Consider the following 14,936-nt stretch of genomic DNA (forward strand, 5'->3'; position numbering starts at 1 on the left):
TGGGCACCACGAACCTGGTCACACCGACACACCGGTCAGCAGGGCGGCCAGCCGACGTTGGTACTCCCGTACGGCGGCCAGGTCCTCGGCGACGACGCAGTACACGACGGTGTCGTCGGCGGGCACGTGGCAGGAGGTGAGGATGATGCCGGTTCGGGTGGCCGGGTCATAGGCGAGACCGGCGGCGGTGAGCTGTTCGAGCGCTCCGGTGAACGACGCCGCTTGCCATCCGCCCCGTTCCATGATCACGCGATGGTCCCGATGGTTGGCACCGACGACGCGCGCGCCGATCACCGCGTGCAGATGGGTGGAACCGGTGATCCGGCCGTTCGTCTCACTGAAGACGATCTCGCCCTCCGGGGTGAGGATGGCGTCGGTGCTGAGGTTTCCCCGGTAGCCAAGCCCTCGGATCGGCTCGCACAGCCGGCGGCCGGCGACGACGAGCCGGTCCCGTACCTGCGGATCGATGGACTGGGCCGGAACGATCTCGCCGACCGCCACCGGCTCCATCAGGATCTCGCCCACACCGAGGAGTTCGATCTCCTCGTCGGTGATGACGAACTCGGCGTAGATCGTGACGGAGTCGGCGAAGTACCGCTCCACCACCAGCCGGTGGCCCCGTCCACCGGTGAGCCAGGTCCAGCGTTGGGTCACGTAGTCGGTGACGGCCGGGCCATCCGGCAGCACGACGACCTGCGGCGCACCGGCCGGCCGCAGCGCGTCGGTGGTGGCGAGGATCTCGTTGCCGAATCCACCACCGTGAAACTCCTGTTTGACCATGACCGGATATCCCTGGCCCAGTAACGCGTTGATGGCCGCCTCGGCCTGCTCCGGTCGGGTGACCACGGTGCCCGGGGCGATCGACACGCCGGTACCGGCGGCCATCGCCCGGAAGGCTGCCTTGCTGTTGACCAAGGCGTCGCCGCCCTGGGCGCTGAACCGGTGACCGGGCAGTGCGGGCTCGATATCCAACACGGTGGCGAGTTCCGCGATGGCGGTGTCGGTGTAGACGGCCAGCACCTGATCGATCCGTCGGGTGGTGAGCACTGTCCGTAGTTCGTCCCGGAAGCCCTCATCGGCCAGCCGGTCCGGGGTCAGGATGTCACCGCCGAGGAAGCCGGGCGGCGGTACGACCAGTGTCAACGTCGCCAGCCGGGTACCGGTCAACGCGGTGACGTAGTTCAGATAGGCGGTCTCCGGCAGCCAGGGCAGCACCAGGATGTCACCGTCCCGGGCATACCAGAGCATGCGTTGGGCGCCACAGCCACCACTGACCAGATCATCCGGGGAGAGTGTCGTCAGGTCGCCCACCATCTCCTCGGTACGGCTGTTACCCACGATCAATGTCGTCATGCCCATGTCTCCGCTCTACGTGCCACGGTGCCGTCCATCAGCGCTGGCGTGCCGTCATAAGCGCTGGCCAGTGGCCCCGGATCGCTCCGGAGAGCAGGAGCCGAATGATGTTTCCGGTGATCGGTGCCAACGTCCCGCCAAGCCGAACCTGAGCTGGTCCGAGAATTCCGATTCGGAGCTCTTGGTCCCGACCGGATGCGATTTCCGCAACATTTTCATCGACGCACGTCAGCGGCCATTCTGCAGCCTTCCCGTGATGTCACAACGGGAGATCCGCGTGGATCTTGCCCGGGTTGTCACCTGGCTACAGGCTTACACAGTCGCCAGCCCATCGCAAGATACACATTGAACAACATCAACTGACAGACGCTTCGACCAGGGCCCCCGCGGCGACCGGAGGCAGACCCAACCGCCCCAACCGCAGCCCTCCCGGCGATCCACACCAGAGGCGGACGACCAGCCCAGAGTCGACCTGATCCACCGCCAAACACGACCCAATTACATTGTCCACAATAAATATATTGCGTTGATTCGTGGGGGCGACACGGAGCGACCTCCGGAACTGGTCAACGCCCGGTGTGGTCGGTGGCCACCGCGCTCGACCGGCGGGTGGTGACCGTGCGCCGCAACGCGAAGAAACCGGCGGCGAGGATCCCGACCACGACGATGGAGACCGCCGAGGCCAACAGGGTCCCGCGGGCGCCCAGAACCACCAGGGCGGGCGCCCCCAGTACCGCACCCAGCGGTACGGATATGACCGTCACCGCCCCCCGGGCGGCCAACACCCGAGGTAGGTTCTGCGCATCGGTCGACTGCTGGAACAGCGTGATGGTCGTCGAGGGAAAGGGCCCCCAGATCAGGCCACACAACGCGAAGGCGGCCCAGGCGACGGTGGTGGGCACGCCCAACCCGAGCGGCACCAGGGCGACACCGAAACACAGGACGATCCCGATACTGGTCGGCAGCAGCGGCCAGGTCCGTAGGTATCCGGCAGCGAACGCGCCCACCACCGCGCCGATGCCGAAGGCGGTGTAGAAGGCGGCGAGCGTGGCGGGGGTCCCACCCAGCTCCTCCACCGCGTACACCGGGAGGGCTACCGTGACCGGCCCGTAGAGGAAGAACCAACCGAAGGAGAGGGCCAACAGGCCGAGCAGCCGGGGGTCCCGCCGGATCACCCGCAATCCGGCCGTACGGGACGCACTGGACTTCGGCTGAGCGGCACTGGCCCGGGGAAGGGCGTACCGGTAGGTGACGGCGAGTACCGCGAAGGTGGCCGCGTCGACAGCGATCACCCACACCGCCCCGCTACCGCCGATGAGCAGGGCGGCCATCGGCGGACCGACCACGGTGGTGAACTCCAGCATCATGTTGACCACCGCGTTGCCGGCGAGCAGGTGTCGCTGGGGCAACAGTTCGGTCAGCATCGTGTAGCGACCGGCCGTCCCCCACGCATGTAACAGGGAGGAGACGCCCAGCAGGACGACGTACCAACCCACGGTCAGCGCACCCAGCAGATGCGCAAGCGGGATCGCCGCGAGGGTGCCGGCCCGGAGCGTGGCGTCCCAGCCGGCGAGTTGGGCGCCGCTACGGCCGCTGAGGAGCCGACCGAACAGCAACGCGCCGGCCGCACCCGGCAGGGTGTACGCGGCCACCGCCAGCGCGACCCAGAGACCACGTTGCCCGGCCGGGGCGAGTTCCAACGCCAGCCAACTGATCGCGACGGTGCTCATGCCGTTACCCAGGCTGGACAGTCCAATCCCGGGTAGCACCCGACGCAACAGCGGATGCCTCAGCACCGGCCAGTACGGCGAGCCTGCGACGGTCCGACCCACCGTGACGCGAAGCGACATCGCTCAACTACATCCATCGATACCTGGGGCGTCAAGGCTCTTGCAACATCCACGGCAGTTGTTAGCCGGACGCCTGATCCCGGTGGCTTGGCCGGTGGGTCCCGTCAACCGGCCCCGAGGCAGACGAAGGCGGCTGCGGTGGCCTCGGCCCGCCCGTCGTCGCGTCGGGCGAACACCTGCTGTGCCCCGGCCAGCGCCGACGCGGGTGGCTCACCAGACCGCATCCGGTGGTGCAGGTCGAGCATCAGGGCTGTGGTGAGGTCTGCCGGTACCGGCAGCACACTGGCGATCAGCGTACGGGTACCGGCCGCCAGCAACACCGAGGTGAAGCCCAACAACTCGTCACCGGGCCGTACCCCGGACAGACCGGAGTCACAGGCGGAAAGGACGACGCACCCGGGCGACCGCGGCAACCGCTCCAGTTCGTAGGCGGTCAACGGCCCGTCGGCCAGCTCCAGCGTGGAGAAGAGCGGATTGTCCGCCCGAAACGTGCCGTGCGCGGCGACGTGGGCCAGCCGGGTACCGTCCAGCGCGGCGGTCACCGCCTCGGCCGTCGCGGCGGAACCGGCCAACACCCGGGATGTGGGCAGGATTCCGGCGAGCGCGCGTACCTCGGTCTGGCCGGCCGGCAGCCGCGCTCCGGCGACCAGGACCGGTGCCCGCTGCGGGATCTCCCGGCCGGTGGCCCGGAGCCAGGCCGCCGCCGAGGGCGCCACCGTGACCGACCGGCCGACACAGGTCGGCAGCCCGGCCCACGGTACGGCGTGCAACTGCCCGATCGGGACGATCACCAGCGGCCAATCGGCCAGCCGTCGGCGGATCGAGCCGAACAACTGTTCATCCAGGACGCGCGCCGAGGCCAGTACGCTTTCCCGCACCGCGACCGAGTCGCCCTGGGTCACCAGCCGACGCAGCCCGAACCGGTGTAACCGGCTCTGGCGCAGCACTTCGGCGAGTGGGCCGAGGTCGTGCAGGGTGGCCCGCCCGGCGCGGACCACCACCGCACCCAGCCGTTGGTCGTTGGTCACCAATTCCACCAACGCCGCGTTGTCCAGTCTGGTGGAGAGCGCTCGGATTCCCGGTGGCCGGTCCGCGGGCCCACCCCCGGCGTCGACCTGCCGGGTCAGCTCCCGGATCCGCTGCTCCAATTCGGCCTGGCGCCGCCGCAGGCTCCGCACCGGGCGGCCCGCCAGCAGTGCGTCCTCCAACGCGGTGCTGACCATCCGCAGTTCGGCCAGCACGTCGGCGAGGTCAGGGTCCCGGGGCGGCACCGCCGGCCGCACCCGTAGCGCGTTCGCCCGCCAGCGTTCGGCCCAGGCCAGGACCTGCCCGGGTACCCGGGAGCCAATCGCGATGTCGAGTCCCTCACCGGCGAGTTCCTGCCCGTGCGAGCCACTGTTCGCCCGGAGTTCGGTCGCCCCGAGCGACGCCCGGTAGCCGTCCAGCACCGCTAGTCCCCGTCGCAGCGCCGCAGCGGCCCCCCGCTCGTCGCCGTCCAGTCGGCGCAGGAGGGCCAGTGCGTACCAGCCCTGCGCCCGGCGACTGGCGGTGCCCTGGCGACGAGCCCCGCTGGCGCGGCTGAGCAGGTCCCGGGCCTGGTGGCGCCGACCCAGCCCGAGGGCGACCCGGGCCGCCTCGATCCGGGCGACCAGCGGCGGCCCGGGCCAGCCAGTGGCTTCGAGCAGGGCCACGTTACGCACCATCGCCCGGAGCAGGACCGCGGTCCGGGTCCCCCGGCGGTACTCGGCACGGAGCTCGACGTGTCGGGCGAACGCCGCCCAGGTGTGCCGGCCCTGCCTCCGAAACCGGCCGGCAGCCTGCCGGGCCGTGGTGGTGGCGGTGTCGAGGTCGTCGGCGAGCAGCCCCGCCCGGGCCCGGGCCAGCAACGCCTCGGCGAGGTCCGAGGTCATCGCCCGGCGACGCAGCTCGGTGACCGCGGTGGTGGCGACCTCGACCGCCTCGTCGACCAGCGGCACCGACAACAGCAGCTCGACCCGATCGAGCAGCAACGCCGGGCGGGGCACCGCCAACCTGCGGTACTCGTCGTCGCCGGCGTCAAAGATGCGCAGGGCACCCCCGACGTCACCCCGCTGGGCAGCGGCGATACCCAGGTTCCAGCGCGCGTCCGCAGCCGCGAGTTCGAGGCCGAGCCGACTGAAGATCTCCGCCGACCGGTCCAGGTCGTCGTCCGCGCCACGCACGGTGCCTCGGTGTGCGTTCAACAGGCCCCGGTTGTTCCGGGCCCGTGCCTCCAGCAGCAGGTCACCCTCGCGTTGGGCGATCTCCACCGCCGCCCCGTAGTCCCGCACCGCCTCGTCGTACCGCCCCCGGTAGTGCAGCACCACCCCCCGCTGCATCCGAGCCCGTCCGGCGTCGGCCCCGGTCAACTGGGTCAGGGCCGCGGTGACCGTCCGCAGCGCGGCGGTGTTCCGGCCGGCGGTGGCCAGGACGTATCCGAGGCTCATCCGGGCCAGTGCGGTCACCCGGGGCGAGCCGGTACGGGCGGCCACTCGTACCGCCCGGCGTAGCTGCCGCAACGCGCCCGGTAGGTCGTTGAGTTCCCGTAGGGCCAGGCCGATGGCCCGGTGGGCGGTGGACCGTTCGTCCGGATCGGCCGAGGCGGGTACCCGCTGACCGAGGGCGATGGCCTCACGGGGAAAGCGTTGCACGGCGGCCAGCGCCGCCTGGGCCAGACTGCGGCCGGGGTCAGCGCTGTCGACCATGTGATGAGGGTGGCCGATCCGCCATCCCTGGGTCAAACCGGTCGATGTTGTCGGTCTCCGTGGTTCGGACTCCCACCATCGGCGCGGCTCACACCACGGTCAATCGAGGGGCGACTATATTTGCCTCTGATCCCTGACGGAGTCGCACTGACCCCTGGAGGAGCGGTGTCCGCAGCCTGGTTCAACGAGTCCCGACCGACGGGCGGCATGTCACGCCGGCAGCTCATGTTCCTCTCCACGGCGGTGGCCACCGCACCGCTGGTAGCCCCGCTATCCGCCGGTACGGCGCACGGCGCGGAGGGCGAGGAACAGGCGTACCAGCAGGCGTTCGAAACCATGCTGGCCACCGACCCGAACGTCCGCCGCCACCGGGAGCCGGGACGCGAGTTCTGCTACCGACCCCGACAACTACTCGTGGCCCAGGCCGACACACCGCGCGTTGTCGCCCGGCTCCGGGAGTACGGCCACCCCACACAGACCGGAGGTCGCTTCGCCGGGGTGACCAAACTGGTCTTCGGCACCGAGGCCGACATCCCGACGCTCGTCAGACGACTACGGGACCCGAAGCAGTGGCCGGGTGGTGCGGTCCCGGCGGTGCAGCCACACCACGTGGCGGTCGGCTTCGGCAACATCATGGGTAACCCTGGCGCACCGCCCCGGGCTGCCGGTGCGCTGCCCGTACCCGACCCGGCACGCCTCGGTGAGGGAGCCGGGGTGACCGTCGGTGTCTGCGACACCGGCATCTGGCGCGACGCCGGGGCCTACCATCCGGTCTGGCTCGCCGGCAGCTACCTGCCGGAGTTCGACGACGAGGATCCGGTCTACCTGCACGACGACGTCCTCGCCGTGCAGGGCGGCCATGGCACCTTCGTCGCCGGAGTCGTCCGGCAGGCCGCCCCCGGCGTCCGGTTCGATCCCGAGCAGGCACTGAACCGTTCCGGTGTCGGAGACGAGGAGATGCTGGTCGGTGCGCTCGCCCGGCTCGGGCAGGCGGTGAGCATCGTCAACCTGTCACTGGGCTGCTTCACCCAGGACGACGTACCGCCGGTGCCGATTGTCAACGCGGTGGCGGCCCTGCCGGACCGTACCGCCGTGGTAGCAGCGGCGGGCAACGCGGGCGTCGGCCGTCCAACCTGGCCGGCCGCGCTGGACCGGGTGGTGGCGGTGGCCGCCGTACGCCGCTCCGGTACGACCATCGAGCCGGAGCCGGCCAGCAACTTCGGCCCCTGGGTGTCGGCGTGCGCCATCGGTGACCGGGTGAGCACCTACGTGCCGGGGGTGTTCCCTTTACCCGGGCTGCCGGACCGACTGTTCGACGGCTTCGCCTCCTGGTCCGGCACCTCGTTCGCCGCAGCGCACGTCTCCGGTCGGCTGGCCGCGATGATGACCGCCGGCAATCTCGACGCCGAACAGGCCCGGCTGGCACTGCTCGCCACCCCGCCCTGGCACCCGGACTACGGGGTGTTCGTCAGTTGACCAGCCGACCCGCAATCGGATCCGGTACCGAGAAGACAGGGACATGATGACCGAAACCCCCAGCAACCTGGTGGCAGCCGCCACCACCGGGGACGAGGATGCCTGGGCCGAACTGGTCCGGAGGTACACCCCGCTGGTCCTATCGGTGATCAAGTCGTACGGCCTGGACCGGACCGACGCGTCGGACGTCAACCAGACCGTCTGGCTACGTCTGGTGGAGCATCTGGACCGGATCGAGAAGCCGGCCGCTCTGGCCAGTTGGCTGGCGAGCACCACCCAGCGAGAGTGTTACCGGTTGCTGCGGCTCGGCCGCCGAACGCAGCCCGTCGACGTGTACGACGAAGAAGCATTCGAGTCCCACCTCGGAATGTCCCTACTGACGGATTCGGCCACTCCGGACGAATACCTGCTGCGAGCAGAACGCCTGCAGGCGTTGCGGGAGGGCTTCGCCCAACTCCCGAGACGGTGCCAGGACATGTTGTCCATGCTCACCGCCGATCCGCCGGCCAGCTATCGCGAGATCAGTGAACGGTTGGCAATGCCGATCGGCAGCATCGGGCCGACCCAGGCCCGGTGTCTGCACAAGCTACGGAACTGCCCGGCGATCGTCGCGTTCGTCCGGGCGGTCCAGCACGCCGACGGAGAGGAAGGTGACCGTGATGGGATCGTGGCGGCTGGACGATGACGGGGCTCTGCTGGTTGACCTCGGAGACGCGCTCAGGGCAGCGGAGGTTCCGGCCGAGTTCCTGATGGCGGCCCGCGGGGCGCTGGCATGGCGCACGGTGGAAGAGGATCTGGCCCTCGCCGAGCTGACCTTCGACTCCGCCTGCGACGCGGAGCCGGCCGGTCTCACCCGCTCCGGTGCCGCCACCCGGACGTTGTCCTTCGACAGCGGTACGGCCTGCGTCGAGATCGAGGTGACCAGCGGTGGCATCGTCGGCCAGGTCTCGCCGGCGAGCCCAGGTCGGGTAACGATGGACACCGCTCACGGCACTCGGGAGGAGGTGGCCGTCGACCCTGGCGGCTACTTCACCCTGTCGGGTCCTCCGTCCGATCCGGTCCGGCTGCACGTCCGTACGCCGGCCTGCACGTTGGTGACCAGCTGGATCTGCCTGGCCTGAGCCGTCGGCCGCAACCTGTCGACCAGCCTACGACCAGCCCACGACCAGCCCACGGTCCATTTGGGATGGCCACTGGAGATCGACCGCTGTGCGGTCAGCCACTCCGAACACCATTCGATCGAAAGATAGGTTAGCCTACCCTGCGAAAGCGGGCCCTCGAATCGGCCGGAGCAGCGCCGTAACCCGCTCGCCTACGCAAGGAGGAAACCAAGTGCGGACAGCGCTTTTCCGTCGCTCGTCGGGCGACGGGGCCGACACCGGCAAGCTGGGTATCCGGCGGCGGGCTGGCCTCGTGGCCGCCGCTGCGGTCGTCGCCGTCACGGCGCTCGCCGGTTGCGGCTCGGACACCGACGAGCCGGCCGACAACGGCACGGACAAGGCCCGTAGCGTCACCCACGACGCTGGCACCACGGAGAACGTACCGGCCAAGCCGAAGCGGATCGTCTCGCTCAGCGTCACCCTCACCGGTCACCTACTCGCCCTGGACGCCCCGGTGGTGGCCACCCAGGTCGCCCCCGGCCCGTTCTCCGACAAGACCGGCTATTTCCTCCAGTGGTCCGATGTCGCCAAGCAGCGCAACGTCGAGGTCGTCTATGCCGGTGCCGAGCCGAACCTGGAGAAGGTCGTCGAGGCCAAGCCCGACCTGATCATCGGGGCCGCGTCCGGCGCGGACAGCACGGCGAAGTTCTACGACCAGCTCAAGGGCATCGCGCCGACGCTGATCTACCGCTACGACAACATTTCCTGGCAGGACCTGACCAGCAAGCTGGGTGAGGCGATCGGCTTGGCGGACAAGGCCAAGGAGGTCCTGGGCAAGTTCGACGCGCAGGTGACCGCGGTCAAGGGCAAGATCAAGGTCCCGACGCAGGATGTTGCCCCGCTGCGCAACAACGGTACCCAGATCGTCATCTTCACCAAGGAGTCCGCGCAGGGCAAGCTCCTCGCCACCCTCGGCCTGAAGGTCCGGGAGGTTCCGAAGAACTTCAGCGCCGACGGTCCCGAGGGGGGCAACCGCAACGACGTCGTCACCGTCGCCCAGGAGAACCTCGGACCGGCACTCGCCGACAGCTCAGTCTTCTTCGTCGGTCACAACGCCGAGCAGATCGCCACGGCCAAGGCCGCGCCGCTGTGGAAGTCGCTGCCCGCCGTCACCGAGAACCGGGCGTACGACCTGGGTCTGGACTCGTTCCGGATGGACTACTTCAGCGCCAGCGCGGTGCTGGAGCGGATCGAGAAGACCTTCGCGGTCTGATCCCCACCACGATCCGAACCTGCGGGCTCCCGGCACAGCCGGGAGCCCGCAGGTTTCTATGGCTGCGGAGTTCGGCGACGACCGGCACCGGTGGGTACGGATCGTGCCTGGAGTCCAGCCCCCTGACGCTGCTGGACTTCGACCCGGTGATGGCCGGGAGGGCTCGCGGCCACGCGGATGCCCTAGTAATAGTTGTCGATCGGCTGGCGTGCCTCATCGAACAGCGCCGGTCCCTCGTACCGGACCGGGGGCAGCGGCGGGGTGGCTGGCCTGACCTCCTCGAACTGCTCGCTGGAGAGGGCGTACACGACCCGGCCGAGACCGGACCGGTTGATCGCGGTCGTGCACATCGGACAGGGCTGGCAACTGGTGAACATAGTGGTGCCAGCGGCCAGGTCGGGGGCGAGTTCCCGGGCGGCCCAACGGGCCAGCTTCAGTTCCGGATGGGCGGTGATGTCCGAGTCGGCGACCACGGTGTTGTGGTCCTCGATCAGGACGGTGCCGTCCGCACCGACCAGCAGCGAGCCGAACGGCCGTTCGCCGGACGCTCCGGCCATGCCGGCGAGTTCCACGGCACGGCGGAGGAACTTCTCGTCGTCGGGGGTCATCGGTCCTCCTGGGATCTGTGGTACGCGGCCACGGCCGCAAGTGTCCGCCAGGCGCGTTCGGGCTGGCGGATCTCGGTCAGGTCGTCGTTGAACGGGTCGAGCACCACCGTCTCCGCGCCGAGCAGACGCATCTGATCGATGTCGGAGATGATCTGCTCGATGGTGCCGACACCGGCGAGCCGGTCCGGGGCGGTGATCGCTTCTCGGGTCTCCCGGAGTTTGATGCGCGGCGTCAACGCGGGCACCGGGCGGCCCAGTTCGTCGGCGGTGGCCTTCAGTCGCCCGGCTGCGTCCGCCAGCCATCCGGTGTTAACCCGCAGCGGGTGCCAGGCGTCACCGAGCAGTACCGCGCGACGCATGCCGGCTTCGCTGTTGCCGCCGACCCAGATCGGGATCGCGGCTGTGTCGTAGTCGTCGGTGTTCCGCCAGGCGTCGCGCATGGTGTGCAGGTACTCGTCGGTCAGCGCGCCGCGCCGCCGGAACGGCACACCAAGCGCCTCGAACTCCTGCCGAGCCCAGCCCACACCGACGCCGAGAACGAGTCGGCCCGCACTGAGCCGGTTGAGGTTCGCCGCCATCCGGGCGGTGAGCAGCGGGTGCCGGTACGGAACGATGAGTACCGTGGTGCCCAGCCGGACCCGCTGGGTCACCCCGGCCAGCCAGGACAGCGTGGTGAACGGCTCGTAGAACGGCGCCGGATACTTCTCGGCCACGTCCGGGGTCACCGCGATGTGATCGGAGACCATCAGCAGGTCGAAGCCGAGGCCCTCGACCGTCTGCGCCCACCGTCGCAGCACATCGGGGTCGGTACCCGGAGCGAAGTTCGGTACGTTCACACCAATTTGCACGTCTTATACGCTAGCCAGGGTGAGTCCGCGCGGGAACATCGTGTTCCCTGCCTTTGCCGGCTTTTCCCGTGGTTCCACCGGTAAAATCGCCCGATGGCCGAGAATCTTGATTCTGTCGATTGGTCCATCCTGATCGAGTTGCAGGACGATGGCCGACTGCCCATCACCGAACTCAGCCGCCGGGTGAAGTTGAGTGCGTCGGCCACCAGTGAACGGGTGAGGCGGCTGGAGGCGACAGGCGTGATCAGCGGCTACCGCGCCGAGGTCGACCTACCCAAGGCGGGCTTCGCCGTGCTCGCGGTGGTCCGGCTGAAGTATCCCGGCAGCCGGCACGAACCGCTGCACCGGCTACTGGAGCGACGGTCGGAGATCCTGGAGTGCCTGCGCACCACGGGAGACGACTGTTACGTGCTGAAAGTGGCCGCGACGTCGATGGCACACCTCGAACAGGTCGTCAACGACCTCGCCGGGTTCGGCAGCACCACCACCAACGTGGTCTACAGCGCCACCCTGCCCTATCGCGGCCCGCGCCCGACGCCGTCCCGCACGTGACCGCCGCACGAACGCCCCTGCGGCTGCACCTACTGACTCTGGTCTGCTCGGAGCCCGTGCGGAGCGGTCCACGGCGAAACGGTGGAGCGGAACGGTTCAGGCGCGGCCGGACCGATGCTCACGCCACAGCAGCCAAGCCAGGTAGCCACCGCCGAGACCGCCGGTGACCACGCCGACCGGAAGTTGGCCGGGCAGTGGCAGCAGCCGAGCGACCAGATCGGCGACGCAGAGCAGCAGGGCACCCATGAAGGCCGCCGGGATGACACCGACCCCGGGGCCGGCGGTGAGTCGGCGGGCGAGTTGCGGAGCGGCGAGCGCCACGAAGGCGATCGGTCCGACCGCGGCAACGGACACCCCGGAGAGGATGACCGCCGTGGCGAGCACCGCCAGCCGGGTCCGCTCCACCCGCAGCCCGAGCGAACGGGCCGCCTCGTCGCCCAGACTCAGCTGGTCCAGCGGCCGGGACAGCATGACCGCCGCCGGCACCAGCAGCACGATCACGCCCACCAGCAGCCAGACCTGGTCCCACTTGGTGGCGGCGAGGCTTCCGACGAGCCAGACGTGCGCCGCCTGCGACTCGTAGATGTCGGCCTGGATCAGCAGGTAGGCGGTGACGGATTCGAGCATCGCGCTGACCGCCACGCCCACCAGGACCAGTCGCACCCCGTTCACGCCGCGCCGCCAGGACAACAGGTACATGATGACGGCGGTGGCCAGGCCGAAGCCGATCGCGCCGGTGGACACCGCCATGGCCTGCTCACCGATGACCAGCAGCACGAAGACCGCACCGGCCGACGCGCCGCTGGTGAAACCGACGATGTCGGGGCTACCCAACGGGTTACGGGTCAGGCTCTGGAACTGTGCCCCGGCGACGCCGAGGCAGATTCCGACCAGCAGTGCCCCCAGCACCCGGGGCAGCCGGATCTGGAAGACCACCAGGTCCGTGGCCGGGGTACCGGCACCGACCAACGCGGCCAACGTCTCTGCGACCGGCACCGCGCTGCCCCAGCTCAGTGAGAACAGGGCGGTGCCCACCGCGAGCACCAGGAGCAGCAGGCTCACCAGCAACGGCCGGCGACGAAGCCGTACGGAGAACCGGTCGGTGGGCGAGCGCAGGGCCGGGGTCAGCGTCACGCCGACCCCGCCGGCCGAGCGGTGGTCCATGGCCGTCACGGGTTACCTCGCTTGGCGGGTCAGTGCGTCACCGCGTGCCGGCGGCGCAACAGGACGATGAAGATCGGCGCGCCGAGGAAGGCCATGACGATGCCCACCGGCACCTCGGCGGGGAAGGCGATCACCCGGCCGAGTACGTCGGCAAGGAGCAGCAGGGCCGGGGCGTAGACGGCGCTGTAGGCGAGCAGCCAGCGATGGTCCGGACCGGTGATCAGCCGTACGATGTGCGGCACCGCCAGGCCCAGGAAGTGGATCGGTCCGGCCCCTGCGGTGGCCGCCCCGCAGAGCAACAGCACCGCCAGCGTGCCCAGGGCTCGGGTACGGCCGGGGCGGGCACCGAGCGCGCGACCGGAGTCGTCGCCGAGGGCGAGCGCGTTCAGCGACCGGCCGAGGAAGAGGGCCAGCACCGCGCCGACGGCGATCAGCGGTGCCACCCCGACGACGACCTCGGCCTCTCGGCCGGCGAAGGTCCCCACCAGCCAGAACCGGATCTCGTCGTACGCGGTGGCGTTCATGGTGGTGAAGCCGTGGGTGACCGCCTGAAGCGCGGCGGCGACCGCGAACCCGGCCAGCGCCAGCCTGGTGTGGGAGGAGGGACGGCCGGCTCCCCCGAGGACGTAGACCACCGCCGCGGTGAGGCCCGCGCCGAGGAGCGCAAACCACAGGTATTCGCCGGGTTCGGTGAGGCCGAAGAACACCACGGCGGAGACCACCGCGAACGCCGCACCGGCGTTGACCCCGAAGAGGCCGGGATCGGCCAACGGGTTGCGGGTCAACGCCTGCATGAGCACACCGGCGAGACCGAGCCCGACCCCGACCAGCAGACCGAGCAGGGTGCGCGGAATCCGCAGTTCGTGGATGGTGACCGACAGTTCGGATCCGTCCGGATGCCACAGCAGTTGCCACACGGTGTCGGGCGGGATCGCCCGGGCCCCGACGGCGATGCTGAGCAGCATGGTGACAGCGAGGATGACGAGACCGACGACGAGACCGAGCCAGCGGCGGCCACGGGGTCGACCGAGCGGGGGCGGCGTCGCCTGGTGTGCTGGTGTGCCGGTGTCGCCAGGGTGGACCGAGGCGGTGGTCATGCGCCGACCAACGCGGCGGACCTGGCCCGGCGCCGGGCGACCGGCACCACCAGGGGGCCACCGGACTGCGGGTCGGTGATCACCTCACAGTCCAGGTCGAACACCCGACGGACCAGCTCGGCGTCGACGACCTCGGCCGGTACGCCCTCGGCGACGACCCGGCCGTCCCGCATCGCGATGATGTGAGTCGCGTACCGGCACGCCTGGTTGAGGTCGTGCAGGACGGCTACCAGGGTCCGACCGGCTTCCTGGAGGTCGGCGCAGAGGTCGAGCACCTCGATCTGGTGGGTGATGTCGAGGAACGTCGTCGGCTCGTCCAGCAGCAGCAGATCGGTGCGTTGGGCCAGCGCCATGGCGAGCCACACCCGCTGCCGCTGGCCACCGGAGAGTTCGTCGACCCGCCGCTGGGCAAGGTCGGTTACGCCCGTGGCCACCATGGACTCGTGTACGACCCGTTCGTCCTCGCGTGACCACTGCCGCCACACCGTCTGGTGTGGATAGCGCCCCCGGGCGACGAGGTCGACCACGGTGATCCCGTCTGGGGCGATCGGGGTCTGCGGTAGCAATCCGAGCTGGCGGGCCAGTTCCCGGGCCGGATAGGTGGTGATCTGCCGACCGTCCAGGTAGACCGCGCCCGCCTGGGGACGCAGCATCCGGGACAGCGCCCGCAACAGCGTCGACTTCCCGCAGGCGTTCGGTCCGACGATCACGGTGAACGAGTTGTCGGGAATCGTCACGTCCAGGTGCTCGGCGACGACCCGCTGGTCGTAGGCGAGCGCTAGTCCCTCGGCGCGCAGCCGGGAGGATCCCGCCACGACGATCACCTCTCTTCTTAACTTTGGTGAGGCTAACATAAGCCCACCCATCGACCGTCCGGCTCGATTCCTGCTCG

The 14,936-nt window shown here is 69.8% G+C and carries 13 protein-coding genes; 5 read left to right on the forward strand and 8 right to left on the reverse strand.

Translation table 11 applies throughout. The features are described from left to right. Positions 1–18: 18 nt before the first annotated feature. The 3 genes from FHR38_RS30575 to FHR38_RS30585 form a co-directional block, all read right to left on the reverse strand. Positions 19–1,353: a preATP grasp domain-containing protein gene (locus tag FHR38_RS30575; protein ID WP_184538693.1), complete on the reverse strand. Its 1,335-nt coding sequence runs from the start codon at positions 1,351–1,353 to the stop codon at positions 19–21. A gap of 566 nt (positions 1,354–1,919) precedes the next feature. Next, positions 1,920–3,203, reverse strand: coding sequence for an MFS transporter (locus FHR38_RS30580; RefSeq protein WP_184538695.1), 1,284 nt, complete (start codon positions 3,201–3,203; stop codon positions 1,920–1,922). Positions 3,204–3,307: 104 nt separating this feature from the next. After that, positions 3,308–5,926 (reverse strand): CHAT domain-containing protein, encoded by a 2,619-nt coding sequence (locus FHR38_RS30585; RefSeq protein ID WP_184538697.1) that lies wholly within the window; start codon positions 5,924–5,926, stop codon positions 3,308–3,310. Between the two features lie 165 nt (positions 5,927–6,091). On the opposite strand from FHR38_RS30585, the gene FHR38_RS30590 reads away from it, so the two are divergent. From FHR38_RS30590 to fepB, 4 genes are all read left to right on the forward strand, one after another. Then, the gene (locus tag FHR38_RS30590; RefSeq protein WP_312882494.1) at positions 6,092–7,402 is read left to right on the forward strand and encodes a S8 family serine peptidase; all 1,311 of its coding nucleotides are present in this window, start codon (positions 6,092–6,094) and stop codon (positions 7,400–7,402) included. Between the two features lie 46 nt (positions 7,403–7,448). Beyond that, complete coding sequence (locus tag FHR38_RS30595; protein ID WP_246446798.1) at positions 7,449–8,087, forward strand: RNA polymerase sigma factor; 639 nt, start codon at positions 7,449–7,451, stop codon at positions 8,085–8,087. After that, positions 8,062–8,523 carry a hypothetical protein gene (locus FHR38_RS30600; RefSeq protein WP_184538701.1) on the forward strand — a complete coding sequence of 154 codons (462 nt, stop codon included), beginning with the start codon at positions 8,062–8,064 and terminating at the stop codon, positions 8,521–8,523. The genes FHR38_RS30595 and FHR38_RS30600 overlap by 26 nt, the downstream gene beginning before the upstream one ends. A 211-nt stretch (positions 8,524–8,734) precedes the next feature. Continuing rightward, positions 8,735–9,775 carry a Fe2+-enterobactin ABC transporter substrate-binding protein gene (gene fepB, locus FHR38_RS30605; RefSeq protein ID WP_184538703.1) on the forward strand — a complete coding sequence of 347 codons (1,041 nt, stop codon included), beginning with the start codon at positions 8,735–8,737 and terminating at the stop codon, positions 9,773–9,775. 182 nt (positions 9,776–9,957) lie between these two features. On the opposite strand, the gene FHR38_RS30610 is transcribed toward fepB, so the two are convergent. Further along, on the reverse strand, positions 9,958–10,383 hold the full coding sequence (locus tag FHR38_RS30610; protein ID WP_184538705.1) for a nucleoside deaminase: 426 nt from the start codon (positions 10,381–10,383) through the stop codon (positions 9,958–9,960). Continuing rightward, a complete protein-coding gene (locus FHR38_RS30615; RefSeq protein WP_184538707.1) occupies positions 10,380–11,231 on the reverse strand; it encodes an LLM class flavin-dependent oxidoreductase in 852 nt (283 codons plus the stop codon). The genes FHR38_RS30610 and FHR38_RS30615 overlap by 4 nt, the downstream gene beginning before the upstream one ends. A gap of 93 nt (positions 11,232–11,324) precedes the next feature. Here FHR38_RS30615 and FHR38_RS30620 point away from each other — a divergent pair, with 93 nt between their 5' ends. Then, the gene (locus FHR38_RS30620) at positions 11,325–11,783 is read left to right on the forward strand and encodes an Lrp/AsnC family transcriptional regulator (protein WP_184538709.1); all 459 of its coding nucleotides are present in this window, start codon (positions 11,325–11,327) and stop codon (positions 11,781–11,783) included. Positions 11,784–11,879: 96 nt separating this feature from the next. Here the strand turns inward: FHR38_RS30620 and FHR38_RS30625 are convergent, their stop codons facing one another. From FHR38_RS30625 to FHR38_RS30635, 3 genes are read right to left on the reverse strand one after another with little or no spacing between them, the layout of a single operon-like run. Next, entirely contained in the window at positions 11,880–12,947 is a 1,068-nt protein-coding gene (locus tag FHR38_RS30625; protein ID WP_184540475.1) for a FecCD family ABC transporter permease, read from the reverse strand. A gap of 29 nt (positions 12,948–12,976) precedes the next feature. Then, positions 12,977–14,044: a FecCD family ABC transporter permease gene (locus tag FHR38_RS30630; protein WP_184538711.1), complete on the reverse strand. Its 1,068-nt coding sequence runs from the start codon at positions 14,042–14,044 to the stop codon at positions 12,977–12,979. Then, the gene (locus FHR38_RS30635; protein WP_312882497.1) at positions 14,041–14,859 is read right to left on the reverse strand and encodes an ABC transporter ATP-binding protein; all 819 of its coding nucleotides are present in this window, start codon (positions 14,857–14,859) and stop codon (positions 14,041–14,043) included. The genes FHR38_RS30630 and FHR38_RS30635 overlap by 4 nt, the downstream gene beginning before the upstream one ends. Between the last annotated feature and the right edge of the window lie 77 nt (positions 14,860–14,936).

This window comes from Micromonospora polyrhachis (genome assembly GCF_014203835.1).
Taxonomy (GTDB): domain Bacteria; phylum Actinomycetota; class Actinomycetes; order Mycobacteriales; family Micromonosporaceae; genus Micromonospora_H; species Micromonospora_H polyrhachis.